The organism is Bordetella ansorpii (assembly GCF_900078705.1).
GTDB lineage: Bacteria > Pseudomonadota > Gammaproteobacteria > Burkholderiales > Burkholderiaceae_B > Bordetella > Bordetella ansorpii_A.
This window is the reverse complement of sequence record NZ_FKIF01000002.1, coordinates 400333-424373: the sequence shown is the minus strand read 5'-3', so window position 1 is coordinate 424373 and position 24041 is coordinate 400333. Positions and strand designations below refer to the sequence as shown.

The following is a 24041-nucleotide window of genomic DNA, read 5'->3' as shown; positions in this document are numbered from 1 at the left end:
GCCAAGAAAAGGCCAATGCCATGCGCAAGCCCGATAACCGTGCACCGCGTGCCTTCGCGCTGCGCCCCGCGTTTGTGAAGGGGGCTTTGCTGATGAGCTGCGTGCTGGGCACGCAGGCCGTTGCCCAGTCCCAGATGGCTCCCTTCCAAGGGCTGCCGGCCGCGGGGTCTGAGGCACCGCCTTCCTTTACCAACGCCGCGCCCCGCGCCAACGCCCTGGCGCCGGCGGCCGCGCCGCCCTTCGTGCCGTCGGTGTCCTACACGCTCGAACAACTGGGCGCGCAGTATCCCGTGAACCTGCGCGGGGTCGACGGCAGCAACACCTTCAACTTCGGCGTGCGCAACGACCAGGTCGTGACCGCCGCGCGGTTGGACATGCGATACACCTATTCGCCTTCGTTGCTGCCGGACATCTCGCACATCAATGTGCTGGTCAACGACGAGGTCGCGGCGACCATCCCCGTGCCGAAGGAACAGGGCGGCGTCAACCAGCGGCGAACGATCGACATCCCGCCCTACCTGGTCACCGCCGACAGCGCGCTGCGCCTGCAGCTCATCGGCCACTACACCATGGACTGCGAGGATCCGCTGCACTCCAGCCTGTGGACCAACATCAGCAACCAGAGCCAGCTCGAACTGGTGACCTCGGCCGTGCAATTGCCCGATGATCTGGCCAATCTGCCCGAGCCGTTCTTTGATCGCCGCGATCGCCGCATGCTGCAGTTGCCGTTCGTGTTCGCCGCGCAGCCCGACGCCGCCGCGCTGGAAGCGGCGGGCGCGGTGTCGTCGTGGTTCGGTGCGCTGGCCAGCTATCGCGGCGCGCGTTTCAGCGCATCGGTGGGCCAGCTTCCCGAGCGCGGCAATGCGGTCATGCTGGCCGTGGGCAACAAGATTCCGGGCGTGACGGTCGATCCGCTGCAAGGCCCCACGCTGGCCATCACGTCCAATCCCAACGATCCCAACGGCAAGGTGTTGCTGGTGATGGGCCGCGACGCGAAGGAATTGAAGCAGGCTGCCGTGGCGCTGGTCACCGGCAGCCAGACGTTGTCGGGCCCGGCCATCACCATCACGCAGTTCGCGGAACTGCAGCCGCGCAAGCCCTACGACGCGCCCAAGTGGCTGCGCTCCGACCGTCCGGTGTCATTCGGCGAACTGATGGACGCCAGCCGGATGAGCGTGTCGGGGTACAGCCCGGAGACGATCCGCATGGACGTGCGCGTGGCGCCGGACCTGTTCGGCTGGCGCGAGAAGAACGTGCCGATCGACCTGCGCTACCGCTATACGCCCCAGCCGACCTCCGTGAACTCGTCGCTGCTGTTCAGCGTCGACGATCAGTTCATGAAGTCGATTCCGTTGTTCGCGCTGGAGCGCATCGCGGACGGCGAGAAATTGCGTGCGCAGGTGCTGCCCGATGAAAGCCTGCCGATGCGGGCGCAGCTGGACGTGCCGCTGGAATCGCTGAAGTCGCGGGCACAGCTGCAATTCCGCTACATGTACGACTACATCAAGCAGGGCGAGTGCCGCGACATCATCATCGACAACGTGCGCGGCGCCATCGATCCGGAATCCACCATCGATGTCAGCGGCTATCCGCACTTCATCGCCATGCCTGACCTGGCCGCCTTCTCGCAGGCGGGTTTCCCGTTCACGCGCATGGCCGACCTGTCCGATACCCTGGTCGTGCTGGGCGCCAATGCCGCCAACCAGGAATACAGCGCCTATCTGACGGTGATGGGCCGCATGGGCGAGTCCACCGGCTATCCCGCCACCGGCGTTTCGGTGTCGCGCGCGCAGCAGGCGTCCTCCGTCCCCCCGGGCAAGGACTTGCTGGTGATTGCGTCGGGCGCCGACCAGTCGTGGTTGAAGGAATGGGCTTCCTCCGTGCCTGCCTATTCGGGCTCCGCGAATTTTGGCGTCTCCGATCTGGTGTACCGCGTGATGGGCTGGTTCCACGCCGATCCGCGCCTGGACAACGAGCCGCGCCGTACGGCGCTGGCCTATACCGGGACCGGCGTCAGCGCGGTGGTGGCCGGCTTCGAGTCGCCCCGCGAGGCCCAGCGCAGTGTGGTGCTGATCGCCAGCAACCGGCCAGAGGGCCTGCAGGACGCCACGTCGGCCCTGCTGGGCGGCAAGGACTACAAGAACCCCATCCAGGGCAGCCTGGCCGTCATCCGCGGCAAACAGGTCGACTCGCTGGTCGGCGAGCAGCAGTATTACGTGGGCAGCCTGAGCCTGGTCAAGCGCATCGACTGGGCGCTGTCGGCCATCCATCCCGCGTTGTCGCTGGCGGGCGTGGCGACCGTGCTGGTGCTGCTGATCGCCGTGCTGGCATTGCTGATCGGTCTGTTGTTCCGCCGCAAGTCCAGACCGTTGCCGAAGGCCTGATGCCATGATGCCCGACGTCCGTCCCCGCGCACGACCGATCCGCGCCCTGCTCCGCACGGCCGCCGGTCTGCTGCTGGCCGTGGCGGCGCTGGCCGCCGCGCCGGCCGCCGCGCTGGCCGCTTCCACCTGCGATCTGCCGGCGTGGCCGAAGTGGGACGGCTTCAAGCAGCATTACGTGCAGAAGGACGGCCGGGTGCTGGATGCCAGCACGCCGAAGCAGCACAGTTCGTCGGAAGGGCAGTCGTACGGCATGTTCTTCGCGCTGGTGGCGGGCGACCGTGAAACCTTCGATCGCCTGTGGCGCTGGAGCGTCGACAACCTGGCGGCCGGCGATATGACGCGGCGCCTGCCGGCGTGGTATTGGGGCCTGCGCGATGATGGCTCGTGGGGCGTGCTCGACGCCAATTCCGCATCGGATGCCGATCTGTGGTTCGCGTACGCCTTGCTGGAAGCCGCGCGCGTCTGGAACAACCCCGAGTACGCGCGCCAGGCGCGCGCGCTCATGGCGTTGATCGAGGAGCGCGAGGTCGCCGAATTCCAGGGATTCGGCACGATGCTGCTGCCCGGCGCCGAGGGCTTCGTGCAGCCCCGGCAGTGGCGCGCCAACCCGAGCTATCTGCCTGTCTCATTGCTGCGCCGCCTGCAGGCCGAGTCGCCCGAGGGCTCGTGGGGCCGCATCGCCGACAACACGCTGCGCCTGCTTCAGCAGAGCAGCCCGCTGGGCTATGCGGCCGACTGGGTCGCCTACGACGTGGGCGAGGATGGCAAGGGCAAGTTCGGACCGGATCCGGCCAAGGGATCGGTGGGCAGCTACGACGCCATCCGCACCTACATGTGGGCCGGCATGATCGCCTCCGACGATCCGCTGGCCAAGCCCATGCTGCAGGCGCTCAGGGGCCTGGCCCAGGCAACCGAAAAGACCGGCGTGCCGCCCGAGAAGGTGGATGTGTATACCGGAACAGTGTCCGGTACGGGGCCGTTCGGATTCTCGGCGGCGTTGCTGCCATATTTGAGGGCATCGGGCCAGCAGGCCCTGCTGCGCACCCAGACCGAACGCGCGCTTAGCGAATGGGACGCCAGTCTGGCGCCGCAACGCGTGGAACAGCAGCAACCTCCGTATTACGATTACGTCCTCAGCATGTTCAGCACAGCCTGGATGGACGGCCGCTACCGTTTCCTCCGTACGGGGCATATCCAACTACAGTGGGAAAAACTATGTCCGCACGTCGTCACACGGTAGTTTTAGGGCTGCTGGCCGCAGCCTTGGCGCACCCGGCGGCAGCTTGGGCCCAGCAGGATGATGCTTCCCGCACGCTGGTCGAACAGGGCCGCTATTGGCGCGCCCAGGGCAAGCCTGAGCAGGCCGCGCAGGCCTGGCAGAAATTGCTGCTCATCGATCCTCGCCAGCCCGAGGCGCTGTACGGCATGGCCGCCATCGCGATCGATCGCAAGCAACTGACGCAGGCGCGCGACTACCTGACGCGCTTGCGCGCCGCGGCGCCGGACAGCCGTTTCGTGCCCCAGCTCGAACAAGACCTGAATCTGGCCGTCGATCCCGGCCGCAGCGCGCTCGAGAAAGCCCGCCTGATGGCGCAGGACGCGGCCAACAGGAACGACATCCCCGGCATGGGCGCGGCCATCGCGCAGTACGACCTGGCGCTGGGCGGCAAGACGCCGCAAGGCGACGTCGGGCGTGAGTACTACAACTACCTGGGCTACACCGACGGCGGCCTGGAACGCGCCATCCAGGGCCTGCGGCGCCTGGACAGCCAGCAGCCGGGCAACCCCTCCATCCAGCTGCAGCTGGCTCAGCACATGGCGCGCAACGAGCGCACACGCGCCGAAGGCATCCGCCGGCTGCAACAGTTGTCCACCCGCAGCGACATCGGCGGCGCCGCCGCCGAATTCTGGCGCGCCTCGCTGAGCTGGCTGGGGGCCCCGCGTCCCGAGGACAAGCCGCTGTTCGAGGCGTACCTGGCGTCGCATCCCGACGATGCCGACATCCGCGCGCAGATGCAGCAGACACGTCCCGCCGCGCCGGCCCAACTGGCGCGCGGCGCCGGCGATTCGGTGCCTGTCGCGATGGCCCTGGATCCTGTCCTGGCGCGTGGCTACGCCGCGCTGCGGCGGGGCGACATGGTCGATGCCGAACGCGAATTCACCGCCAAGCTGCAAACCAGTCCCAACAATGCCGACGCCTTGGGTGGCCTGGGCGTGGTGCGCATGCGCCAGAACAACCTGCCCGAGGCCGAGCGCCTGCTGACGCGCGCCGTATCGCGGCCGGGCGGCGCGAACTGGGGCAAGTCGCTGAATTCGGCGCGCTACTGGAACCTCTACAACCAGGGCACCGCCGCGCTGGCCGCCAACGATGCGGCTTCGGCGCGCCGCCTGTTCGAACAGGCCACGCGGCTGGATCCGCGCGAACCGGCCGGCCGCAACGGACTGGCCCGCGCGTATGCCGCGCAGGGCGATCTGACCTCCGCGGAAAAGACCTACCGCGCGGTGCTGGCGTCCGACAAGAGCAACACCGAGGCGCTCGGCGGCCTGGTGGGCGTGCTGGGCCAGACGGGCCGTTCCGAACAGGCCATGCAACTGGTCAACGGCATGAGCGCCTCGCAGAGAGCGGATCTGGGCGACCTGCCCCAGTTGCGAGCCGCCGTCGCCGCAGGGCGCGCCAAGGCGGCCGAGCAGCGCGGCGACAGCGAGGGCGCGCGGCTTGCGCTGGAAGACGCCTTGCGCGACGATCCGAACAATCCCTGGATCCGCCTGGACCTGGCGCGCCAGTACCTGGAAAAGGGCCAGCGCACCGAGGCCCGCGGTATCGTGGACGGCCTGCTGGCGTCCCACCCGGACATGCCCGACGCGCTGTACGCCAGCGCCCTGCTGTCGATGCAGATGGGCGAATCGGCCAAGGCCCAGGAAACGCTGGCGCGTATTCCCGAGTCCGCGCGCACGCCGGCCATGGCGGCCACCGAGATGCAGGTGGGCGTCCAGATGCAGGCGCTGCGCGCCGCCGAGGTCGGCCGCGCCGGCCACCCGGAAGAGGCGCGCGCCATGCTGGCCCGGCTCGAATCCTCGGCGGGACGCAATCCCGCGCTGATCGGCACCATTGCGCAGGCCTACGTCGATGCCGGCGACACGGCGCGCGGCATGAGCCTGATGCGGCAATTGCAGAGCGGCCCGGGCGGTTCCCGCCCCGATGCCCTGCTGCCCTATGCGGGCCTGCTGCTGAAGACCGAACAGGATGTCGAGGCGGCCAGGGTGTTGCGCCAGATCCAGGCGCAGCCGCTGACGCCCGACCAGGCCCGCCAGCAGGAAGACCTGGTGATGCTCTACACCGTGCGCCAGGCCGATCTGCTGCGCCAGCGCGGCCAGTTGGCCAACGCCTACGACACGCTGTCTCCCGTGCTGAACAAGCGTCCCAACGATCCCCTGGCCGTGGGCACGCTGGCGCGCATGTACGCCGACAGCGGCGACAACGCCAAGGCGCTGGACCTGTACAGGCAATTGGTGGAGCGCGAGCCGAACAATGCCAATCTGCTGCTGGGCGCCGCGCAGGTCGCCGCGCAGGGGCAGGACAGCCGTTATGCCGATGAGACGCTCGAACGCGCCGTCGCGGCGGCGCCGGACGATCCCGACATTCTGGCCGGCGCGGCACGTGTCTACCGCATGCGCGGCAAGAGCGGCAAGGCGCTCGACCTGCTGGCCCAGGCCATCAAGGTCAAGGAGGCGCGCGGACAGACGCAGCTGGCCATGGCGGATACCCAGCCCGCCGCGTACGACAACCCCTTCGCTGGCCGGACTTCGCAGTACTCGGTGCCGTACGAGGGCATGCAGGAGTCTTATCCGGCCGTGGCACCGGGCCGGCAGCCGCCTACGGTCGAATTGCTGGCCGTTCCTTCGCCCAGGCCCGTCGGCGATGCGCCGCCGTCGGCGCCCCTGGCTCCGCCGCAACGCAACGCGCCGTCGGCGATCGTGCAGCCCGTCGTGGCGACCCGCGAACCGCCGGGCCCGTCGGCCAAGCGCGCGGTGGCCGCGGGTACCGCCGGTCCGGGGTCGCAGGATCTGCTGGTGGGCCGGCCGGGAAGCGCCTCGCAGAGCATCACCGTGCCGCGTACCGTGGCCACCGCGCCGGCGCGAGCCGCGCAGCCGGCCGACTCGCCTTCCGATCTGCGCGCCATGCAGAACGAACTGCAGGATCTGCGCGCGGAGCGCTCGCCACAGATCCTTGCTGGCGCCTTCGCGCAGTCCAACAACGGTCAGCCCGGCACCAGCAAGCTCACGATGATGCAGCAGCCCGTCGAGGCGCGCCTGCCCCTGGGCGAAGGCAAGTTGTCGCTGCGCGCCACTCCCGTGCAACTGAATGCCCGTTCGGTGCGCGACGACATGGTCAGCCGCAGCCAGTTCGGCGGCGGCCCCGTGGCCGCGCTGGCGCAGCAGGCGGGCGCCACAGGCGGGCCGGGTGCGCAGAAGGACAGCGGCGTCGGGCTGTCGATCGGCTACGAGACCAACCGCCTGAAGGCCGACATCGGCACGACCCCGCTGGGCTTTCTCAAGAGCAACGTGGTCGGGGGCGTGGAGATCAAGGGGTCCATCGATCCCAAGGCCGGCACCTGGTATTCGGCGGGCGCGTCCCGCCGCGCGGTCACCGACAGCCTGGCGTCGTTCGCCGGCGCGCGCGATGCCCGTACGGGCGACACGTGGGGCGGCGTGACGGCCACCGGTGTGCAGGGCCAGATCGGCATCGATCGGCCCACCCACGGCGTATATGGCTATGGCTCGTGGCAGTCCCTGAACGGCCGCAACGTGGCGTCGAACACGCGCACCGAGATCGGCGGCGGTTCCTACGTGTATCTGCATCGCGACAAGGACAGCCTGTTGACGGCCGGCGTGAACGTGGGCGGCACGTTCTACAGGAACAACCAGCGTTTCGCCACGTACGGCAATGGCGGCTACTTCAGCCCGCAGGAATTCTATTCGCTCAGCCTGCCCGTCACGTGGGCGCAGCGTTCGGACCGCTTCAGCTACAAAGTGCAGGGCTCGGTCGGCGTCCAGCATTTCCGCGAAAGCAACGCCAAGTACTTCCCGACCAGCGGTGAACGCCAGCGCGTGGCGGCCCTGTCGGCCGGGGCCGCCGGCCTGAACGATGGCGCCGTGTACCCCGGCCAGTCCAAGACCGGCGTGGGCTACAACCTGGGCGCCACGGGCGAATACCAGCTGTCGAAGAATCTGCACGTGGGCGCAACAGTGTCGATGGATAACGCCAGCGACTACCGGCAAGTGGCCGGCGGCTTGTATCTGCGGTACTCGTTCTATCCGCAGAAACAGTCCATGGAGCTGCCGGTCGTGCCGTATCGCTCGCCGTACAGCCGGTAGTCCACACTTCGAATTTTCAGGAACTCATCATCATGCTCGCATCCGCCCTTGCCGGTCTCACCATCCTGGTCGTCGGCGACAGTCATCTCGGTTATCCCGGCTATCTGATCGACACGCTGCACGACAACCTGCTGGCCAACGGCGCCAAGCAGGTGCACACAGTAAGCGTGTGCGGCTCGAACCCGGGCGACTGGGTCGCCGCCACGCAGGGCAATTGCGGCGGGGCCGAACGTCTGGGCAAGGCGCCGCTGGTGCAGAAGCAGAGCGCCAGCACCACCCCCATCACGCAACTGGTGGCCGCCGACAAGCCCGACCTGGTCGTCATCGTCATGGGCGACACCATCGGCGGCTACGGCAAGGACGTGTTCCCCAAGACCTGGGCCTGGCAACAGACCACGGCCTTGACCAAGGCGCTGGCCAGCACCAAGACCGCCTGCGTCTGGGTCGGTCCGCCGTGGGGCAGCGAAGGCGGCAAGTACAACAAGACGTTCTCGCGCGTGCAGCAGGTGTCGTCGTTCCTGGCGACCAACGTCTCGCCATGCACGTACATCGATTCGACCAAGATGGCCAAGCCCGGCGAGTGGGGCAGCACCGACGGCCAGCACCTGACGACCACCGCCTACAAGTACTGGGGCAAGGACATTGCCGATGCGATCATCCAGCTTCCCGGCGTGACGAAACCGAAGCCTTAAGCAACCGCGCGCGTCCGCGCGGCATCCAGACGAAGGATACGCAATGCCCCTGTCCGCCCTGGCGGGACTGTCCCTGCTTGTCATCGGCGAAAGCCACATGACCCTGTCCAACTATCTGCGCGAGCCGCTGCACAAGGCGCTGCTGGCGCAGGGGGCGCAAGTGCATTCCGTGGGAGCCTGCGGCGCCAGCCCCTCGCGCTGGCTGACGTCGGTGCCCGTGGATTGCGGCGCCGACCAGGTCGGCACCAGCCCTGCCGTGTTGCAGGGCAAGGAAGCGCGCACCACGCCCATCACCGAGCTCATCCAGAAAGACAAGCCCGACGTCGTGGTCGTCATCATGGGCGACACCATGGGCTCGTACGACAAGCCGGTGTTTCCCAAGACCTGGGCCTGGCAGGAAGTCACCGGCCTGACCAAGGCCATCGCCGCCACCAAGACCACCTGCATCTGGATCGGTCCGGCCTGGGGCACCGAAGGCGGGCCTTTCTCGAAGAACGCCCCGCGCACGATGGAACTGTCCAAGTTCCTGGCCTCCAATGTGGCGCCGTGCACCTACGTCGATTCCCTCAAGTTCTCCAAGCCCGGCCAGTGGCAGACGCTGGATGGGCAGCATTTCACGCAGACGGGCTATGCCTCCTGGAGCAAGGCCATCGTCGACGCGCTGGCCACCTCTCCCGCCATCCTGAAACTGAAGAAATGAAGACATCGCTGATACTGTTGAGCTTGTTGGGGGCGCTGTCCTGCGTGACGGCGGGCGCCGCCGAGGTCCCGCTCTACGAGACCGGGCCGGCCGAGGATTCGTCCTTCGTGCGCTTCGTCAATGGCGGCGGCAAACCGGTGGAGGTCGTCGCCTCCGGCTCGAATGCGCGGCTGAAGCTGGACGCGGCCAAGCCGGCCTCCGACTTCCTGCCGATTCGCGCTGGCCGCGCCATCGAGGGTGCGCTGGTGCGCGACGGCGGCACGAAGCAGAACGTGTCGGTCACCGTGCAACCGGGCGAATTCGCCAGCGTGGTGGGCCTGGAGGACGCCGCGGGCGCGTTCACGGCCACGATCGTGCGCGAGCAGCCCGATGACTTCAATGCACTGAAGGCTTCGGTGGCGTTCTACAACCTGGATGCGCGTTGCGCCTCGGCCGCGCTGCGCGTGGCGGGCCGCGACATCACCCTGCTGGACGGCGTGCCGCAAGGCCAGGCCAAGCGCCGGCAGGTCAATCCCGTCATGCTGGCCGTGCAATTGGCGTGCGGCGGCCAGCCCGTGGGCGAGGCGCTGAACCTGGGCACGCTGGAGGCCGGCCAGCGCTATACGGTGTTCCTGGTGCCCGCGGGACAGGGTTCGCGCATCTTCGCCGCGACCGACACGGTGGCGCGTTGAGATGACGGCCCGGCCTGGCGCGGCGCACCCTCCGGGTGCCAGGTCAGCGGCAGGCGGGCACCGGCAGCGCGTGCTGCGCGCCGGCGGCGTCGGTGTAGCCGCGCTGGTAGATCGGATCGGTGAATGCGACGGCCGGGTCGGCGAACGACCAGCCGTTGGCTTCGAATTTCGCCAGGATGTCCGGCAGCACGATGGTGTTCAGGCCGTTGGCATGCAGCAGCAGAACGTGTACCGGACTGCGTCCCAGCCGCTGCTTCCATTCCGCTTCCTGGCGCTGCACTTCCTGCCACAGCCTGTCGAGATAGGGTTTGCGGAACGCCTCGACGTCCAGCGCCGGATTCTTGTTGGCGGCCGCCATGAAGCGTTCGTTGTAGTTCCAGTCGTCGATGGTGATGGTGACGGGGGCCAGCGCGTAGCCCCGGCTGGCCAGCAGCGCATACAGCTGGTTGCTGCGCTCGGGCGTGCTGCCTTCGTTCAGGTAGGGCAGCCGCAGCCGGGGGCACCAGCCCGGCATGCCGCCGACCAGGTCCTGCTCCTGCAGGACGTCCTGCAGGAAGGCCGCGGGCGACGTCCCATCCACATAGCCCTTGTGCGTGTAGGTGTGGTTGCCGATCGCATGGCCGGCGGCGCCCCAGGCGCGCACCAGGGCCAGGCCCTCGGGGCTGTCGACCATGAAGCCCGCCGGAAAGAACATGGTGCGGATGTGGTGCCTGGCCAGCGTGTCCAGCAAGTGCTGGTTCCATTGCGCGGCCCGGGGCTCGCCGCGCGGGTCGAAGCCATCGTCGAAGGTGATGGCCACGGTTTGCGCCGAGGTCCGCCACGCCGGCACGCAAAGCAGCGCGGCCGCCAGCAAGCGGCATATTGCGGAAAGAATCCGCGGCAAGAATCTCGGCTTCGGCTGGCTACGCATGCGGCCGATTCTAATCCTGCTTTACCGTCCCCCGCCATCGCGCGGTTGCGTCCGCCCCTTCACTGACACAAAAGAATAATCAAGCATGGTCTTTGCATCGCTGGAGTTCCTGACGCTGTTCCTGCCGGCGTTCCTGCTCGTGTACGCGCTGGGCGCGCCACGCCACCGCAACGCCATCCTGCTGGTGTCCAGCTGGATCTTCTATGGCTGGTGGAGCCCCGTCTACCTGCTGCTGTTCATCGCGTTGACGGCGCTGGGCTGGATCGGCGGGATGGTCATCGAAGGCGCGCAGACCGACCGTGGACGCATGCGGCGGCTGGTGCTGTTCATCTGCATCAACGTGGCGACGCTGTGCTGGTTCAAGTACGCCAACATCGTCGTCGAGAGCGCCAGCCACGTGGGCCAGATGATGGGCGCGATGCCCATCGAATGGCAGCGCGTGGTGCTGCCGATCGGACTGTCCTTCATCGTGCTGCAATCGGTGTCATACCTGATCGACGTGCAGCGCCGCACCGTGCCGGCGGACCGCAGCTTCATCAGCTACGGCGCCTACCAGGCCATGTTCGTGCACCTGATCGCCGGCCCCATCATCCGGTACCAGTGGGTCAAGCGCGAGCTGGAAAGCCGCCTGGTCGACTGGGCAGGTTTCGCGTCGGGCGCGCGCCGCTTCATGATCGGCGTCAGCATGAAGGTGCTGGTGGCCGATACGCTGTCGCCGCTGGTGGACGCGGCCTTCGCCTTGCCCAACCCCACGCTGGCCGATGCGTGGCTGGGGTGCGGCGCGTATACGCTGCAGCTGTTCTTCGACTTCGCGGGCTACAGCGCCATGGCCATCGGCCTGGGGCAGATGCTGGGCTTCCACTTTCCCGAGAACTTCGACAATCCCTATCTTGCCCGCAGCATCCAGGACTTCTGGCGCCGCTGGCACCTGTCGCTGTCCAGCTGGATCCGCGACTATCTCTACATCCCCATGGGCGGCAACCGGGGAGGCCGCTGGGCCACCTATCGCAACCTGCTGCTCACCATGGCCATCGCCGGGCTCTGGCATGGCGGCGACAGCTGGAACTTCCTGCTGTGGGGCATCGCGCACGGCCTGGCGCTGGCCGTGGCGCGCGCCTGGAACGAAGGCGGCTTGCCCGCCGTGCCACGCGGGTTGTCGCACGTGCTGACGCTGCTGTTCGTGATGCTGGCCTGGACGCTGTTCCGCGCCGTGGGTTTCGAATCGGCGATGAACATGTATCGCGGCCAGTTCGGCCTGAACGGCATCGGCCTGTCCGATGCGCTGGCCGTGATCGTGCGGCCCGTGCACGCGCTGGCCGCGGCGCTGGGCGTCGCCTGCGTGATCCTGCCGGCCCTGAACCCCTGGTGGGCCAGCCGGCCCGATACGCATCTGCGCCAGTTGTGGCGGTCCGCGTGGCCGCTGGCGGGCTTCCTGTTGTCGTTCGGCCTGATCGCCGCGCGCGGCGCGGTGCCTTTCCTCTACTTCCAGTTCTGAGCGCCCGGTCCCGATGAACGCCAATACCAACACCACGCCGCCCTACGCGCCCGCCACGCGCACCAGCAAGCTGGCCGCGGTCGGGCTGATCGCGTTCCTGGCCGCCGGCTTCTTCTCCAACGGCTGGGGCGTGCTGATGCAGAACATGCGGCTGATGCGCGACGACCCGTCGCTGGACCGCGTGCTGGACGGCACCGCCATGCGCGACATCGCCAACCACATGTCCGATGCGCCGCTGACCGCCGAGGCCGCTCGCCTGCAGCGCGGGCTGGGCTGGATGACGCTGCGCGACCTGGGCCCGCGCGTGCGCCAGGGTTGCGAAGGATGGCTGTTCCTGCGCGATGAACTGCTGGTGCACCGCGACGCGCAGCGTCACGCGCAGGCCCGCGCCGATACCGTCTTGCAGGTCCGGCAGGCGTTGGCCAAGCGCGACATCGGGCTGCTGGTGGCCGTGGTGCCGGACAAGACGCGTATCGAGTCCGAGCATCTGTGCGGCCTGCACCGGCCCGCCGAGTTCGAGAACCGGGCCTCCGGCTGGATCGCGCGCCTGGCCGCGCAAGGCGTGCCGGTGGTGGATCTGGCGCCGGTGATGAAGAACGTGCCCGGCGATGCCTATCTGCGTACCGACACCCACTGGAACGAGGCCGGCGCGGGCGCGGCGGCACGCGCCGTGGCCGACCGTATCCGCGCCTTGGGCACGCCCCTGCAACCCGCGGCCTACAAGGTCGAGGCCAAGCCCGAGGGGCCGCGTCCCGGCGACCTGGTGCGCCTGGCCGGCCTGGACTGGCTGCCCGCCCGCTGGCAGCCCAGGGGCGAGATCGTGCAGGAGCACGTCTATACCGCCCAGGCGCAGTCCGCCTCGTCGGCCGACGACCTGTTCGGCGATGCGGGCCTGCCCACCATCGCGGTGCTGGGCACCTCGTATTCGCGCACTTCCAACTTCGTCCCGCAGCTGTCGCAGGCCCTGGGCGGCGCGGTGGGCAACTTCGCGCGCGATGGCGGCCAGTTCGGCGGCGCCGCGCAGGCATACTTCCCCAGCACCGCCTACACGCAGACGCCGCCCAAGCTGATCGTTTGGGAGATCAACGAGCGCGATCTGCAGACGCCGCTGACGGACGCCGACGCGGTCCACGTCAAGTAAGAAGGTTGCGCCCCCGGCGGGCGGCCTGCTTGTGGCAGGCGCCGCCGCGCACGCATAATGATCCTCCCCCGAGCCGTATCGCGCGCGCGCGTGCGGCCACTCTTCGCGAGGACATCATGCCCAAGCAGACCGCCGCGCACCGCATCGTGCTGGCCGCGCATCCCGCCGGGGAACCGGTGGATACCGATTTCCGCCTTGAAACGTACGAGCTGGCCGAACCCGGGCCAGGGCAGATGCTGCTGCGCACCATCTATCTGTCCCTCGATCCCTACATGCGCGGCCGCATGAACGCCACGCGCTCGTACGCGCCCAGCGTACCGTTGGGCGGCACCATGGTGGGGGAAGTCATCGCTCAGGTCGTCCAGTCCAGGCTCGAAGGCTTCAGGCCGGGCGACTACGTGCTGGCGCATTGCGGCTGGACCACGCATGCGCTGTCGGACGGCAACGGCGTGCATCGCGTCGATCCCGCACTGGCCCCCATCGAGACGCGCCTGGGCGTGCTGGGCATGCCGGGCTTCACCGCCTTCGCCGGCCTGCGCGAGATCGGCCAACCCCGGTCCGGCGAGACCGTGGTGGTGGCCGCGGCCAGCGGTCCGGTGGGTTCGCTGGTGGGCCAACTGGCGCAACGTGCCGGCGCGCGCGCCGTGGGCATCGCGGGCGGCGCCGAGAAATGCGCCTATGTGCGCGATGAACTGGGCTTCGATGCCGTCATCGACCACCGCGCGCCCGGCATGGCGCGTGCCCTGGCCGAGGCCTGCCCGGAAGGCGTGGACGTCTATTTCGAGAACGTGGGCGGCGCGGTGTGGCAGGCGGTCTTTCCGCTGCTGAACACCTTCGCGCGCGTGCCGGTATGCGGCGTGATCGCCGACTACAACGGCACCACGGCCAACGCCGGCGACCTGACCGTGCCCGCCTTGATGCGCGCGGTGCTGTCCAAGCGGCTGACCCTGCGCGGCTTCATCAACTACGACCTGGAGCAGCACCGCACCGCATTCCTGCAAGAGCTGCCGCCCATCGTGCGCGATGGCAGCATCCGCTATGCGCAGGACATCGTCGATGGCCTGGAGAACGCGCCGCGCGCCTTCATGAGCATGCTCAAGGGCGGCAACTTCGGCAAGTTGCTGATCCGGGTTTCGCAGCCTCAGTAGGGGCGCGCGAACACCCGCGTGCGGTGCACGCGGCTCACGGCTCGCGGCCCGCGGTCGGCGTGCGCGAGGCATCGCGCGGCTTCGTGAAACCGCCCTCTTGAAATCCTCCGACGCATCTCCAACTTGGGTGCATGGGCGGCGCCTCCCGCCGCCCATCAACCTCATCCGATATGCCGGCACAGGCCGGCGGCGATCTTGCACACGCGAGACCGCCAGCGTCGTCACGCATGGAGAAATCGATCATGACTATGCAGCAACTGTTTCGTCCGGAGGTCTTCCGGGCTTTCGACCGCCTGTGGGACCAGATGGATGACGCCTTGCGCGGCGCCGGTTCGCCCCCGCATGCACGCGCCGGCGGCCGCGGCTTTCCCGCCCTGAACGTGGGCACCACCGACGAGTCCGTCGAGATCGTGGCCTTCGCGCCGGGGCTCGATCCGGCCACGCTGGACGTCACCGTCGACCGCGGCCTGCTGACCATCTCGGGCGAGCGCAAGAGCGCGCTGGCGGACCTTCCCGAAGGCGCCAAGGTCTACGCGCGCGAACGCCTGTCCGGCACCTTCCGCCGCGCCGTCGAACTGCCGCGCGACGCCGATGCCGATCGCGTGCAGGCCCGCTATGCGGACGGTTGCCTGCGCATCACCGTGGGCCGCAAGGCCTGCGCCCAACCCCGCGCCATTCCGGTGCAGTAACCGCCATTCCCCAAGGAGCACATCATGACTATCGAAAGCCCCGTCGCCGTGCGCGGCGGCAACCGTACCGAAGCGCGTGTCGCCACCCTCGTGCCGCCGGTGGACATCATCGAGGATCCCAAGGGCATCACCCTGATCGCCGATCTGCCCGGCGTCTCGAAAGAGCAGTTGCAGATCCGCGTGCAGGCCGAGCGCCTGGTCATCGAAGCCGACGCACGCATCGACGCGCCGGCCGGTGTGCAGGCGTTCCATACCGAGGTCGAACAGCCGCGCTACCGCCGCGCATTCCACCTGAGCGCCGAACTGGATACCGCCGCCATCGAGGCCACGCTGAAGGACGGGGTGCTGACGCTGCGTATTCCCCGCGCGCAGGCGGCGCTGCCGCGCCGTGTCGAGGTGCAACTGGGATAGGCGCCCAGGCGGTTGGCGTTAGCATACGGGCGTTCCCGTCCACTCTTGCGCCGTACCCGATGAAACCCGTACTGCTGGTCCTGAATGCGCTTGCCGATGTCTACCTCGATCAACTGCGCGAGCACTACGACGTGCGCTACGCGCCCACCGCCGCCGCGCGCGCCGCGGCTATCGGCCATGCCGGCGCCGGCGACATCCGGGTGGTCCTGACCAATGGCGCGGTCGGCCTGACTGGCGACGAAATGGCGCGCCTGGCCAGCCTGGAACTGGCCTGTGCGTTGGGCGCGGGCTACGAAAACCTCGACGTCGACGCGGCGCGCGACCGGGGCATCGCCGTGGCCAACGGCGCGGGCACCAACGACGATTGCGTGGCCGATCACGCCTTCGCCCTGCTGCTGGCCGCCGTGCGCAACCTGCGCGGCCTGGACGCGCATACGCGCGCGGGCGGATGGCGCGATGGCCTGCCGCCGCTGCCGAACTTCTCGCATCAGCGCCTGGGCATCCTGGGCCTGGGCACCATCGGCCGCAAGATCGCGCAGCGTGCGCGGGGGTTCGATCTGGAAGTCGGCTATCACAACCGCCGCAAGCTGGAAGACTCGCCGCACGCGTACTTCGGCAGCGCGCTGGCGCTGGCCGAATGGGCCGATTACCTGGTGGTGATGACGCCGGGCGGCGCGGCCACGCGGCACATGGTCAATGCCGAGGTGCTGCGCGCATTGGGCAGCAAGGGATATGTGGTGAACATGGCGCGCGGCAGCGTGGTCGATACCCAGGCATTGGCCGTGGCGCTGCGCGAAGGCGTGATCGCCGGCGCGGGGCTGGACGTCTACGAAAGCGAACCCGACGCGCCCGCCGAACTGATCGGCCTGGACAACATCGTCCTCACGCCGCACGTGGGCGGCAACTCGCCGCGCGCGATGGCGATGTCGGTGCAGCGCTTCATCGACAATGCGCAGCGGCATTTCGCCGGGCAGCCGATGATCTCGCCGCTCTAGTCCGCGCCCGGCGTGGACGGAAAAACGCGCCGGGCATATGCCCGGCGCGGTCTCTTGCGCCTCGCGGCTTACTTGCGGGCGCTGTCCTGAATCTTTTCACCGCCGCGTTCGATGTCCTTGCCGGCGCCTTCCATCGTGTTGCAGCCGGCGACCATCGCGGCCATGGCCAGCACGGCGGCGAGCAGTTTGCGGGAGTGTTTCATGTGATGCTCCTTTCTCGGGGTTGGACGGCTTATTTGCCGTATTGGGTCTTTGCATCGGCTTCGCACTTGTCCTGGGCATCGCCCGACAAGGCATCGCACTTCTTCATCGCGACGTCGTAATTGGCGTCGCGCTTGGTCTTGGCCGCATCGTGGTCGGCTTCGGCTTTTTCCTTCGCGGCCTTGGCATCGGCCCTGGCCGTGGTGCGGTCCGCCGTGGCTTGCTTCAGGCAGATCTGGCGTTGGTCGCCCTTGATCGCGTCGCATTCCTTCTTCGCGGCGTCATAGCGCGCGTCGATCTGATCGGGCGTCAGGATCTGGGGCTGTGCCTGTTGCTGGCCTTGCCCTTGTTGCTGCTGGGCCTGCTGCGCATGCGCGGCGGTCGTGGCTGCGCCCATGCCGATGAGCAGGCAGCCGAGGAAGCGCGTGACGTTCTTCATGAATGGTCGTCCTCGATGATGGCGCCGCGAAGTGCGGACGGCAGCTATCAGCAAGAGGCGTGCCTGGGTGCCCGGGGGCTTGCCGGCGCCGCGCGGGGCGCTGGCATGGCTTCGGTGGGGCAGCGGCGGGCATGGCAGGGCATGGCAGGGCATGGGGGGCGTGGCGGCGGCCATGGCGCCATGGGGTGGCGGCGCGGGCACACGCCTGGTAGTTTTTGCCGTCGGCGTTGCGCCGTTTGCTCACGCCGGGCCCGCTGGGCGCGATGCGCCGGCGCGGCCGGCCGGTGGGATGTCCGCGATGGCAAGCCGCGCGGCCCGGCCCGAGGGCCTGCTACCGCCCGATATCCTGCGACGTCCATGCCGCCGGCGCGCTCAGGCCCAGCAGCGCCGTGCCCAGCAATTCGCGCAGCACCAACTCGTTGTCGTCCAGGTCGATCATCTGCCCCGTGCCTGTCAGCACCTGGAATTTCTGCGATAACGGATCGCAGTTGGCCAGGAGGTGCATGGCCGATCCGCGCACGAACTCGTAGCGCCAGATGATCTCGGCCCGGGTGAAGCGCGGCAGGCTGGCCTCCAGGGCGTCGATGAACATCTGCGCGTAGCCATCCATGTGCTGGCCGACGAACAGCGTGTAGTCGCTGTCGGGCGCGGCGCGCAGGTGGCTCTCTGCGCGCACGAACAGGCGGCCGCCGTCGAGGCTGCGCTCGGCCATCACCAGGGGGCGGAACAGGGCTTCCAGGATCGTCGGTACAGGCAGGGGGCCGGGCTGGAACTGCCGCCGCGCCTCGTCCAGCATCACGCGGCGTTCGATGTTGACGGGTTCGAGGATGGTCAGCAGCACTGTCTTGACCAGCGCATCCTTCGAGCCGAAGTAGTAGTGGATCGCGGCCACGTTGACGTTGCCCGCATCGCAGATGTCGCGCACCGTGGTGGCCGAGGGACCCTTGCGGGCGATCAGTTCCCTGGCGACCCTCAGAATGCGGTCCGGCACCGGCATGTCGGCGGTGTCGTCGTCTTCCAGGTCCGGCGACGCCGGGATGAGGTCGGAGGTAGCCATGTCTCGCCTGAATTCAAATAGTTGTTTTATAAAAATCGGTCGATAGTACAAGTTGTCGCCGGGCAACGGCACTCAGGGAAGACGAGCATTTTTTGTTCATCAGTATTTACCCTGAAAAATAGGCTGATTTCACCATTTTATAGCCGAGATTCTTCATCGTGGTGCAGCATTCCCCATCTTGTTGCCTTGACTCTCATTCTTCGCCACCTAGAATGAAAACAAGTGTTTAAACACTGAAGATCAGTCCAAGTGGCTGAAATCACGGGCCTGTGCGCTTGCAGCATAGCGCAGCGTCCGGCCAGACAAGGGGTTTACGAATGTCGCACACGGCCGTACCCGAGGGGGATTCCCCCACTTCCGCGGAACACATCCATGTTCTGCTGAAAAATGCCCGGTTCTGTCTGCCGGATGCCTATGTGCCCGAGGTCATCGCGGCCTACGGCTACGTCGAGCGCCTGGCGGCGCGCATCCACCGCGGCTATCCGCGTGGCGCGGAACCCGCCCACGTGTTCGATCCCCGCGCCTTCCTGCCCGCGCCGGAGGCCCGCCATGGCTGATGTGAACGATCCCACTTTCCTGACCCTGGCCGAGGCGGGCCGCATGATCGCCGCCAGGACGCTGTCGCCGGTCGAGCTGACCGATGCCTGCCTGGCGCGCATGGAGGCCGTGGATGGCGTGCTGAACAGTTTCATCACGCCCACCCCCGACCTGGCGCGGCGCCAGGCTCGCGAGGCCGAGGCCGAGATCCTGCGCGGCGGTCCGCGCGGGCCCCTGCATGGCATCCCGTATTCACTGAAGGACATCTATGAGACGGCCGGCATCCGCACCACGGGCCAATCACGGCTGTTGGCGGACAACGTGCCCGGCCAGGACTGCGCCGCGCAGGCCGCGTTGGCCGCCGCCGGCGGTGTGCTGATGGGCAAGACCACCACCTGGGAATTCGCGCATGGCGGGCCGTCATGGGACGTCGTGGCGCCGCCCGCGCGCAATCCCTGGAATGCCGAGCGCAGCCCCGCCGGCTCGTCGTCGGGATCGGGCGCGGCCATCGCGGCCGGCATGTGCCTGGCCAGCATGGGTTCGGACACCGGCGGCTCGATCCGGCTGCCCGCGGCCGCCTGCGGCATCGCCGGCATCAAGCCGACGTATGGCCGCCTGAGCCGCCGCGGCATCCTGCCCAACAGTTTCAGCCACGATCACGCCGGCCCCATGGCATGGAACTGCGAGGACCTGGCCATCCTGCTGGGCCTGACCGCGGGGCACGATCCGCTGGACCCGGCTTGCGCGGACGTGCCCGTGCCCGACTACCGCGCCGCGCTGAGCGGCGATGCGAAGGGCCTGGTCGTCGGCGTGCCGTGGCGCTGGCTGGATGAAGAAGCGCCGATCTCCGCGGCCTACCGCCTGGCCTTCGAGGCCTCGCTGGACGTGCTGCGCGACCTGGGCGCCACCGTGCGCGGCGTCGAGTTGCCGCCCATCCTGGAATACAACGACAGCAAGCGCGTCATCGCCATGGCCGAACTGTTCTCCATCCACGAACAGGACTTGCGCACGCGGCCCGATCTGTTCGGCGCCAGCCTGCGTTTTCGCATCATGTGCGGCTCGCTGCTGCGCGCCGAGGATTACGTGCAGGCCATGCGCATGCGCGCGCGCCTGGCGGCCGCGACGCAGGCCGTCTTCGCCGGCGCCGCGGGCGGCCGCCCGGTACACCTGCTGGCGGTGCCCTGCGCCGAGCCTGCGGGCGTGCTGGCGGCCACCCGGCCCGAATGGATGTTCGAGGCGCCCAGCTACACCGCGCCCTTCAATGTCACGGGCAATCCCGCGCTGTCGATCTGCAGCGGCTTCGACGCCGACGGCATGCCGTTCTCGCTGCAACTGGCGGGCCGCCTGTTCGACGAGGCCACGGTGCTGCGCGCGGGCGATGCCTACGAACGCGCCACCGCCTGGCGCAACCGCAGGCCCGACGTGGCCGCGCTGGCGCGCCGGACGGTCGCTGCGCCCGAACCGGTCGCGGCCTAGCGCCGCCCATCCCCGCCGAACCCTTGCCCGACCACCGCCTGCGAAGGCGCGTGGCAAGGCCCCGCTTTTTCCGCAGTCGGTTTTTCCGTACCCGGTGGACTCGTGCCGTCCGCCGATCCCGCCAGCAAACCGGAGAATCACCTTGGCTCTCAAAAAACCAGCGGCTTCACTATTCGCCGCGCTGTTCGCCTTCGCGATCCACGCTTCCGATGCCCACGCAGAGAAGGTGCTGCGCGTGGCGTCCACCATGGCCGACATTCCCTTGACCACCGGCCAGCCCAGCCAGGGCGGCGAAGGTCTGCGTTTCGTCGGCTTCGCCCTGTACGACGGCCTGGTGCGCTGGGACCTGTCGCGCGCGGACGTGCCGGCCAAGCTCGCGCCCGGCCTGGCGTTGAGCTGGCAGGCCGATGAAGCGACCCACACCAAGTGGACCTTCAAGCTGCGGCCCGGCGTGAAATTCCATGACGGTTCGGCCTTCACCGCCGACGCCGTGGTGTGGAACCTGGACAAGCTGATGAAGCGCGACTCGCAGCAGTTCGACCAGAGTCAGGCCACGCAGGCCGGCCAGTACATCTCGAACATCGCGTCATACCGCGTGGTCGATCCGATGACGGTGGAGATCGCCACCAAGGAGGCCGACGCGGTCTTTCCCTACCTGATGACCTTCGTGCTGATGTCCAGCCCCGCGCGCTTCAAGGAGATGGGCAACGACTGGAACAAGGTGGCCTTCAAGCCGTCGGGCACGGGCCCGTGGATGCTGGACAAGCTGGTGCCGCGCGAGCGCGCCGAGATGGTCCGCAACCCCAACTACTGGGATCCCGGGCGCGTGCCGAAGTCGGACCGCCTGGTGCTGCGCACCATGCCCGATTCCAACACGCGCGTGGCCGCGCTGCTGTCCGGGCAGGTCGACTGGGTCGAGGCGCCGCCGCCCGACACGCTGCCGCGCCTGAAGTCCGCCGGCATGCAGATCGTCACCAACATCTACCCGCACAACTGGCCGTACATCCTCAGCTATTCCGAGGACTCGCCTTTCAGGGACATCCGCATCCGCAAGGCCGCCAACCTGGCCATCGACCGCAAGGGCCTGGCCGAATTCCTGGGCGGCACGGCCATCCCGGCCGAGGGCATGATCGATCCCAAGCATCCCTGGTTCGGCAAGCCCGACTTCAAGATCCGCTACGACCCGCAAGAAGCGCTGCGCCTGATGAAGGAAGCGGGCTACAGCCCCGAGAAGCCGCTGCGCGTGAAGTTCGCCGTTTCCACCGCGGGCTCGGGCCAGATGCAGCCGCTGCCGATGAACGAGTTCGTGCAGGAGAACCTGCGCGCCGTGGGCTTCGACGTGCAGTTGGACGTGATGGAGTGGGAAGCGCTGCGCTCGCATCGCCGCGTCAGCTCCGACGCGCCTGAAAACAAGGGCATCAACGGCCTGAACAACAGCGTGGCCTATTGGGATCCCTTCATCGGCCTGATCGGTCCTTCGTGGTCCAGGACGCGGCCGCCGGTTGGCTACAACTGGGGCGGCTTCAAGGACAAGGAAGCCGATGAACTGGCCGCCGCCGCGCAGGTCGAGTTCGATCCCGCCAAACAGGACGCGCTGCTGGCCAGGCTGCACACGCGCATCGTCGACCAGGCCATGTGGATCTGGGTCGTGCATGACCTGAACCCGCGGGCGTTGGGGCCCAACGTGAAGGGCTTCGTGCAGGCGCAAAGCTGGTTCCAGGACCTGACCCCTGTGTCGGTCGAATAAGCCGGGAGACCTCCCATGCTGCGATACATCCTTCACCGCATCCTGTACACGCTGCCCATCGCGCTGGGCGTGTCGCTGGTGTGCTTCGCGCTGGTGCACCTGGCGCCCGGCGATCCGCTCAGCTCGGTGCTGCCCGAGAACGCTTCGCCGCAAGTGATCGCCCAGATCCGCTCGGCATACGGCTTCGATCAGCCCTTGCCCGTGCAGTATCTGAAGTGGCTGGGCCGCGCCGTCACGGGCGACTTGGGCGCATCGATCAAGAGCGGGCGCCCGGTGATGGATGAGATCGCGCCGGCCATCGGCAACTCCGTCATCCTCGCGGCCGCCGCCATCGCGGTGGCCTTCGTGGGCGGCTGCGCGATGGGGGGCGTGGCCGGCTGCTCGCGCTCGCGGGTGCTGGACCGCATCGTCACCGGCATGGCGGTGACGGGCGTTTCGCTGCCGCACTACTGGGTCGGCATGGTGTTGATCGTGCTGTTCTCGGTCGAGCTGGGCTGGCTGCCGGCTTCGGGCATGGGAGACCTGGACTGGCGGCACATGGCGCTGCCCACCGTGACGCTGGCGGTGATTCCCATGGGCATCATCGCGCGCTCGGTGCGGGCCTCGGTCATCGAGATCCGCAAGCAGGAATTCGTGCAGACCCTTTATGCAAAGGGTCTACGGGGGCCGCAAGTGCTGATGCATGTGGCCAAGAACGTGGCGCCCACCGTGATGGCCGTGATGGGCCTGCAGTTCGCCCAGATGCTGGGCGGCTCCATCCTGGTCGAGACCGTGTTCGCCTGGCCCGGCACGGGCTTCCTGCTGAACTCGGCCATCTTCACCCGCGACCTGCCCATCCTGCAGGGCACGATCCTCGTGCTGGCCTCGCTGTTCGTATTGATGAACCTGATTGTCGACGTGCTGCAGATGGTCGTCGATCCGCGCGTCAAGCGCATCTGAACGGGAGCGCACCATGACCTCCAATACCGCAACCGCCGGCGCCGCGCCCATTGCCGCGCCCGTGGCGTTCCGCCGGCCCAGCCGGGGCTTCTGGCATACCGTTGGCCGCCGCCTGGCGCGCGATCCCGTCACGCTGGTCTGTGGATTCATCCTGCTGACCATCATCGGCCTGGCGGTCTTTGCCCCGTGGCTGGGCCTGGATGATCCGTTCAAGATGAGCATGGTCCGGCGCCTGAAGCCGTTTGGCTACCAAGGCCATCTGCTGGGCACCGACGAACTGGGCCGCGACATGCTGTCGCGCCTGATCCACGGCGGCCGCCTGTCGCTGTTCCTGGGCTTCGCGCCGGTCTTGCTGGCCACCTGCATCGGCGGCGCGATGGGCGTCATCGCGGGCTACGCGGGCGGACGCTGGAACATGGTCATCATGCGCCTGATCGACGTGTTCTACGCGTTCCCGTCGGTGCTGCTGGCCGTGGCCATCTCGGGGGCGCTGGGCGCGGGCCTGCTGAACAGCATCGTCGCGTTGACGCTGGTATTCATTCCGCCCATCGCGCGCATCGCCGAGAGCGTCACCACGCAGGTGCGCACGCAGGACTACGTGGAAGCCGCGCGCGCCACCGGCGCCTCGGCGCTGCGCATCATCCGCGGCCACGTGCTGTCCAACGTCACCGGCCCCATCCTGGTGTACGCCTCCAGCCTGATCAGCGTCAGCATCGTCATCTCTTCGGGCCTGAGCTTCCTGGGCCTGGGCGTCAGCCCGCCCAACGCGGAATGGGGCCTGATGCTCAATGCGCTGCGCCAGGCCATCTACGTATCGCCCGTCGCCGCCATCCTGCCCGGCGTGATGATTTTCGTGACTTCGATGTGCTGCAGCCTGATGAGCGATGGCCTGCGCAGCGCAATGGACGTCAAGGCCTGACCGGAGACCGCCATGTTTGCACGCCTGAAGAACGCCGTTTCCGCCGACCCCGCGCCCGCCGACGACGCATTGCGCTTGCTGGACAAGAAAGACGACCGCCGCGATCGCGGCGGT

Annotated in this window: 21 protein-coding genes; 17 read left to right on the top strand and 4 right to left on the bottom strand. The window is 68.2% G+C overall.

Annotated elements, in window-relative coordinates; genetic code table 11:
* The first annotated feature begins 20 nt into the window (after positions 1 to 20).
* Genes bcsB through A6745_RS05590 form a run of 6 tightly spaced genes read left to right on the top strand, consistent with a single transcriptional unit; the run spans position 21 to position 9823 of the window.
* On the top strand, positions 21 to 2384 hold the full coding sequence (gene bcsB, locus A6745_RS05615; RefSeq protein ID WP_231885912.1) for a cellulose biosynthesis cyclic di-GMP-binding regulatory protein BcsB: 2364 nt from the start codon (positions 21 to 23) through the stop codon (positions 2382 to 2384).
* 4 nt (positions 2385 to 2388) lie between these two features.
* Positions 2389 to 3624 (top strand): cellulose synthase complex periplasmic endoglucanase BcsZ, encoded by a 1236-nt coding sequence (gene bcsZ / locus A6745_RS05610; RefSeq protein WP_197488101.1) that lies wholly within the window; start codon positions 2389 to 2391, stop codon positions 3622 to 3624.
* On the top strand, positions 3600 to 7760 hold the full coding sequence (locus A6745_RS05605; RefSeq protein WP_066124607.1) for a cellulose biosynthesis protein BcsC: 4161 nt from the start codon (positions 3600 to 3602) through the stop codon (positions 7758 to 7760). The genes bcsZ and A6745_RS05605 overlap by 25 nt, the downstream gene beginning before the upstream one ends.
* A gap of 32 nt (positions 7761 to 7792) precedes the next feature.
* Positions 7793 to 8452 (top strand): SGNH/GDSL hydrolase family protein, encoded by a 660-nt coding sequence (locus tag A6745_RS05600; RefSeq protein ID WP_066124605.1) that lies wholly within the window; start codon positions 7793 to 7795, stop codon positions 8450 to 8452.
* Positions 8453 to 8495: 43 nt separating this feature from the next.
* Positions 8496 to 9152: an SGNH/GDSL hydrolase family protein gene (locus tag A6745_RS05595; protein ID WP_066124603.1), complete on the top strand. Its 657-nt coding sequence runs from the start codon at positions 8496 to 8498 to the stop codon at positions 9150 to 9152.
* Positions 9149 to 9823 carry an alginate O-acetyltransferase AlgF gene (locus A6745_RS05590; protein ID WP_066124602.1) on the top strand — a complete coding sequence of 225 codons (675 nt, stop codon included), beginning with the start codon at positions 9149 to 9151 and terminating at the stop codon, positions 9821 to 9823. Before A6745_RS05595 ends, A6745_RS05590 begins: the two co-directional genes overlap by 4 nt.
* A gap of 43 nt (positions 9824 to 9866) precedes the next feature.
* Here A6745_RS05590 and A6745_RS05585 read toward each other — a convergent pair whose 3' ends face one another.
* The gene (locus A6745_RS05585; RefSeq protein WP_082852908.1) at positions 9867 to 10733 is read right to left on the bottom strand and encodes a polysaccharide deacetylase family protein; all 867 of its coding nucleotides are present in this window, start codon (positions 10731 to 10733) and stop codon (positions 9867 to 9869) included.
* 85 nt (positions 10734 to 10818) lie between these two features.
* Between A6745_RS05585 and A6745_RS05580 the strand changes: the two genes are divergently transcribed.
* From A6745_RS05580 to A6745_RS05555, 6 genes are all read left to right on the top strand, one after another.
* On the top strand, positions 10819 to 12228 hold the full coding sequence (locus A6745_RS05580) for an MBOAT family O-acyltransferase (RefSeq protein WP_066124598.1): 1410 nt from the start codon (positions 10819 to 10821) through the stop codon (positions 12226 to 12228).
* A gap of 13 nt (positions 12229 to 12241) precedes the next feature.
* Positions 12242 to 13369 (top strand): alginate O-acetyltransferase AlgX-related protein, encoded by a 1128-nt coding sequence (locus tag A6745_RS05575; RefSeq protein WP_066124596.1) that lies wholly within the window; start codon positions 12242 to 12244, stop codon positions 13367 to 13369.
* Positions 13370 to 13485: 116 nt separating this feature from the next.
* A complete protein-coding gene (locus tag A6745_RS05570; protein ID WP_066124594.1) occupies positions 13486 to 14517 on the top strand; it encodes an NADP-dependent oxidoreductase in 1032 nt (343 codons plus the stop codon).
* A gap of 242 nt (positions 14518 to 14759) precedes the next feature.
* Positions 14760 to 15206 carry an Hsp20/alpha crystallin family protein gene (locus tag A6745_RS05565; protein ID WP_407922718.1) on the top strand — a complete coding sequence of 149 codons (447 nt, stop codon included), beginning with the start codon at positions 14760 to 14762 and terminating at the stop codon, positions 15204 to 15206.
* A 24-nt stretch (positions 15207 to 15230) separates the two neighbouring features.
* Entirely contained in the window at positions 15231 to 15617 is a 387-nt protein-coding gene (locus A6745_RS05560) for an Hsp20/alpha crystallin family protein (protein WP_066124591.1), read from the top strand.
* 59 nt (positions 15618 to 15676) lie between these two features.
* Entirely contained in the window at positions 15677 to 16612 is a 936-nt protein-coding gene (locus A6745_RS05555; protein WP_066124589.1) for a 2-hydroxyacid dehydrogenase, read from the top strand.
* Between the two features lie 68 nt (positions 16613 to 16680).
* On the opposite strand, the gene A6745_RS05550 is transcribed toward A6745_RS05555, so the two are convergent.
* From A6745_RS05550 to A6745_RS05540, 3 genes are all read right to left on the bottom strand, one after another.
* A complete protein-coding gene (locus A6745_RS05550; RefSeq protein WP_066124587.1) occupies positions 16681 to 16815 on the bottom strand; it encodes an entericidin A/B family lipoprotein in 135 nt (44 codons plus the stop codon).
* Between the two features lie 29 nt (positions 16816 to 16844).
* A complete protein-coding gene (locus A6745_RS05545) occupies positions 16845 to 17252 on the bottom strand; it encodes a hypothetical protein (RefSeq protein WP_066124585.1) in 408 nt (135 codons plus the stop codon).
* Between the two features lie 331 nt (positions 17253 to 17583).
* Positions 17584 to 18309 (bottom strand): TetR/AcrR family transcriptional regulator, encoded by a 726-nt coding sequence (locus tag A6745_RS05540; protein ID WP_066124584.1) that lies wholly within the window; start codon positions 18307 to 18309, stop codon positions 17584 to 17586.
* Between the two features lie 317 nt (positions 18310 to 18626).
* Between A6745_RS05540 and A6745_RS28940 the strand changes: the two genes are divergently transcribed.
* The 5 genes from A6745_RS28940 to A6745_RS05515 all read left to right on the top strand — a co-directional run bounded on the left by A6745_RS28940 (position 18627) and on the right by A6745_RS05515 (position 23927).
* A complete protein-coding gene (locus A6745_RS28940; protein WP_066124582.1) occupies positions 18627 to 18866 on the top strand; it encodes a hypothetical protein in 240 nt (79 codons plus the stop codon).
* Positions 18859 to 20322: an amidase gene (locus A6745_RS05530; RefSeq protein ID WP_197488099.1), complete on the top strand. Its 1464-nt coding sequence runs from the start codon at positions 18859 to 18861 to the stop codon at positions 20320 to 20322. Before A6745_RS28940 ends, A6745_RS05530 begins: the two co-directional genes overlap by 8 nt.
* 142 nt (positions 20323 to 20464) lie before the next feature.
* Positions 20465 to 22069 carry an ABC transporter substrate-binding protein gene (locus A6745_RS05525; RefSeq protein WP_066124580.1) on the top strand — a complete coding sequence of 535 codons (1605 nt, stop codon included), beginning with the start codon at positions 20465 to 20467 and terminating at the stop codon, positions 22067 to 22069.
* 15 nt (positions 22070 to 22084) lie between these two features.
* Entirely contained in the window at positions 22085 to 23008 is a 924-nt protein-coding gene (locus tag A6745_RS05520) for an ABC transporter permease (RefSeq protein WP_066124578.1), read from the top strand.
* Between the two features lie 13 nt (positions 23009 to 23021).
* Entirely contained in the window at positions 23022 to 23927 is a 906-nt protein-coding gene (locus A6745_RS05515; RefSeq protein ID WP_066124576.1) for an ABC transporter permease, read from the top strand.
* Positions 23928 to 24041: the final 114 nt, after the last annotated feature.

Coding starts and splice junctions, on each gene's coding strand:
- bcsB (WP_231885912.1), top strand. CDS start 21: ATGCGCAAGCCCGATAACCGTGCACCGCGTGCCTTCGCGCTGCGCCCC.
- bcsZ (WP_197488101.1), top strand. CDS start 2,389: ATGATGCCCGACGTCCGTCCCCGCGCACGACCGATCCGCGCCCTGCTC.
- A6745_RS05605 (WP_066124607.1), top strand. CDS start 3,600: ATGTCCGCACGTCGTCACACGGTAGTTTTAGGGCTGCTGGCCGCAGCC.
- A6745_RS05600 (WP_066124605.1), top strand. CDS start 7,793: ATGCTCGCATCCGCCCTTGCCGGTCTCACCATCCTGGTCGTCGGCGAC.
- A6745_RS05595 (WP_066124603.1), top strand. CDS start 8,496: ATGCCCCTGTCCGCCCTGGCGGGACTGTCCCTGCTTGTCATCGGCGAA.
- A6745_RS05590 (WP_066124602.1), top strand. CDS start 9,149: ATGAAGACATCGCTGATACTGTTGAGCTTGTTGGGGGCGCTGTCCTGC.
- A6745_RS05585 (WP_082852908.1), bottom strand. CDS start 10,733: ATGCGTAGCCAGCCGAAGCCGAGATTCTTGCCGCGGATTCTTTCCGCA.
- A6745_RS05580 (WP_066124598.1), top strand. CDS start 10,819: ATGGTCTTTGCATCGCTGGAGTTCCTGACGCTGTTCCTGCCGGCGTTC.
- A6745_RS05575 (WP_066124596.1), top strand. CDS start 12,242: ATGAACGCCAATACCAACACCACGCCGCCCTACGCGCCCGCCACGCGC.
- A6745_RS05570 (WP_066124594.1), top strand. CDS start 13,486: ATGCCCAAGCAGACCGCCGCGCACCGCATCGTGCTGGCCGCGCATCCC.
- A6745_RS05565 (WP_407922718.1), top strand. CDS start 14,760: ATGACTATGCAGCAACTGTTTCGTCCGGAGGTCTTCCGGGCTTTCGAC.
- A6745_RS05560 (WP_066124591.1), top strand. CDS start 15,231: ATGACTATCGAAAGCCCCGTCGCCGTGCGCGGCGGCAACCGTACCGAA.
- A6745_RS05555 (WP_066124589.1), top strand. CDS start 15,677: ATGAAACCCGTACTGCTGGTCCTGAATGCGCTTGCCGATGTCTACCTC.
- A6745_RS05550 (WP_066124587.1), bottom strand. CDS start 16,815: ATGAAACACTCCCGCAAACTGCTCGCCGCCGTGCTGGCCATGGCCGCG.
- A6745_RS05545 (WP_066124585.1), bottom strand. CDS start 17,252: ATGAAGAACGTCACGCGCTTCCTCGGCTGCCTGCTCATCGGCATGGGC.
- A6745_RS05540 (WP_066124584.1), bottom strand. CDS start 18,309: ATGGCTACCTCCGACCTCATCCCGGCGTCGCCGGACCTGGAAGACGAC.
- A6745_RS28940 (WP_066124582.1), top strand. CDS start 18,627: ATGTCGCACACGGCCGTACCCGAGGGGGATTCCCCCACTTCCGCGGAA.
- A6745_RS05530 (WP_197488099.1), top strand. CDS start 18,859: ATGGCTGATGTGAACGATCCCACTTTCCTGACCCTGGCCGAGGCGGGC.
- A6745_RS05520 (WP_066124578.1), top strand. CDS start 22,085: ATGCTGCGATACATCCTTCACCGCATCCTGTACACGCTGCCCATCGCG.
- A6745_RS05515 (WP_066124576.1), top strand. CDS start 23,022: ATGACCTCCAATACCGCAACCGCCGGCGCCGCGCCCATTGCCGCGCCC.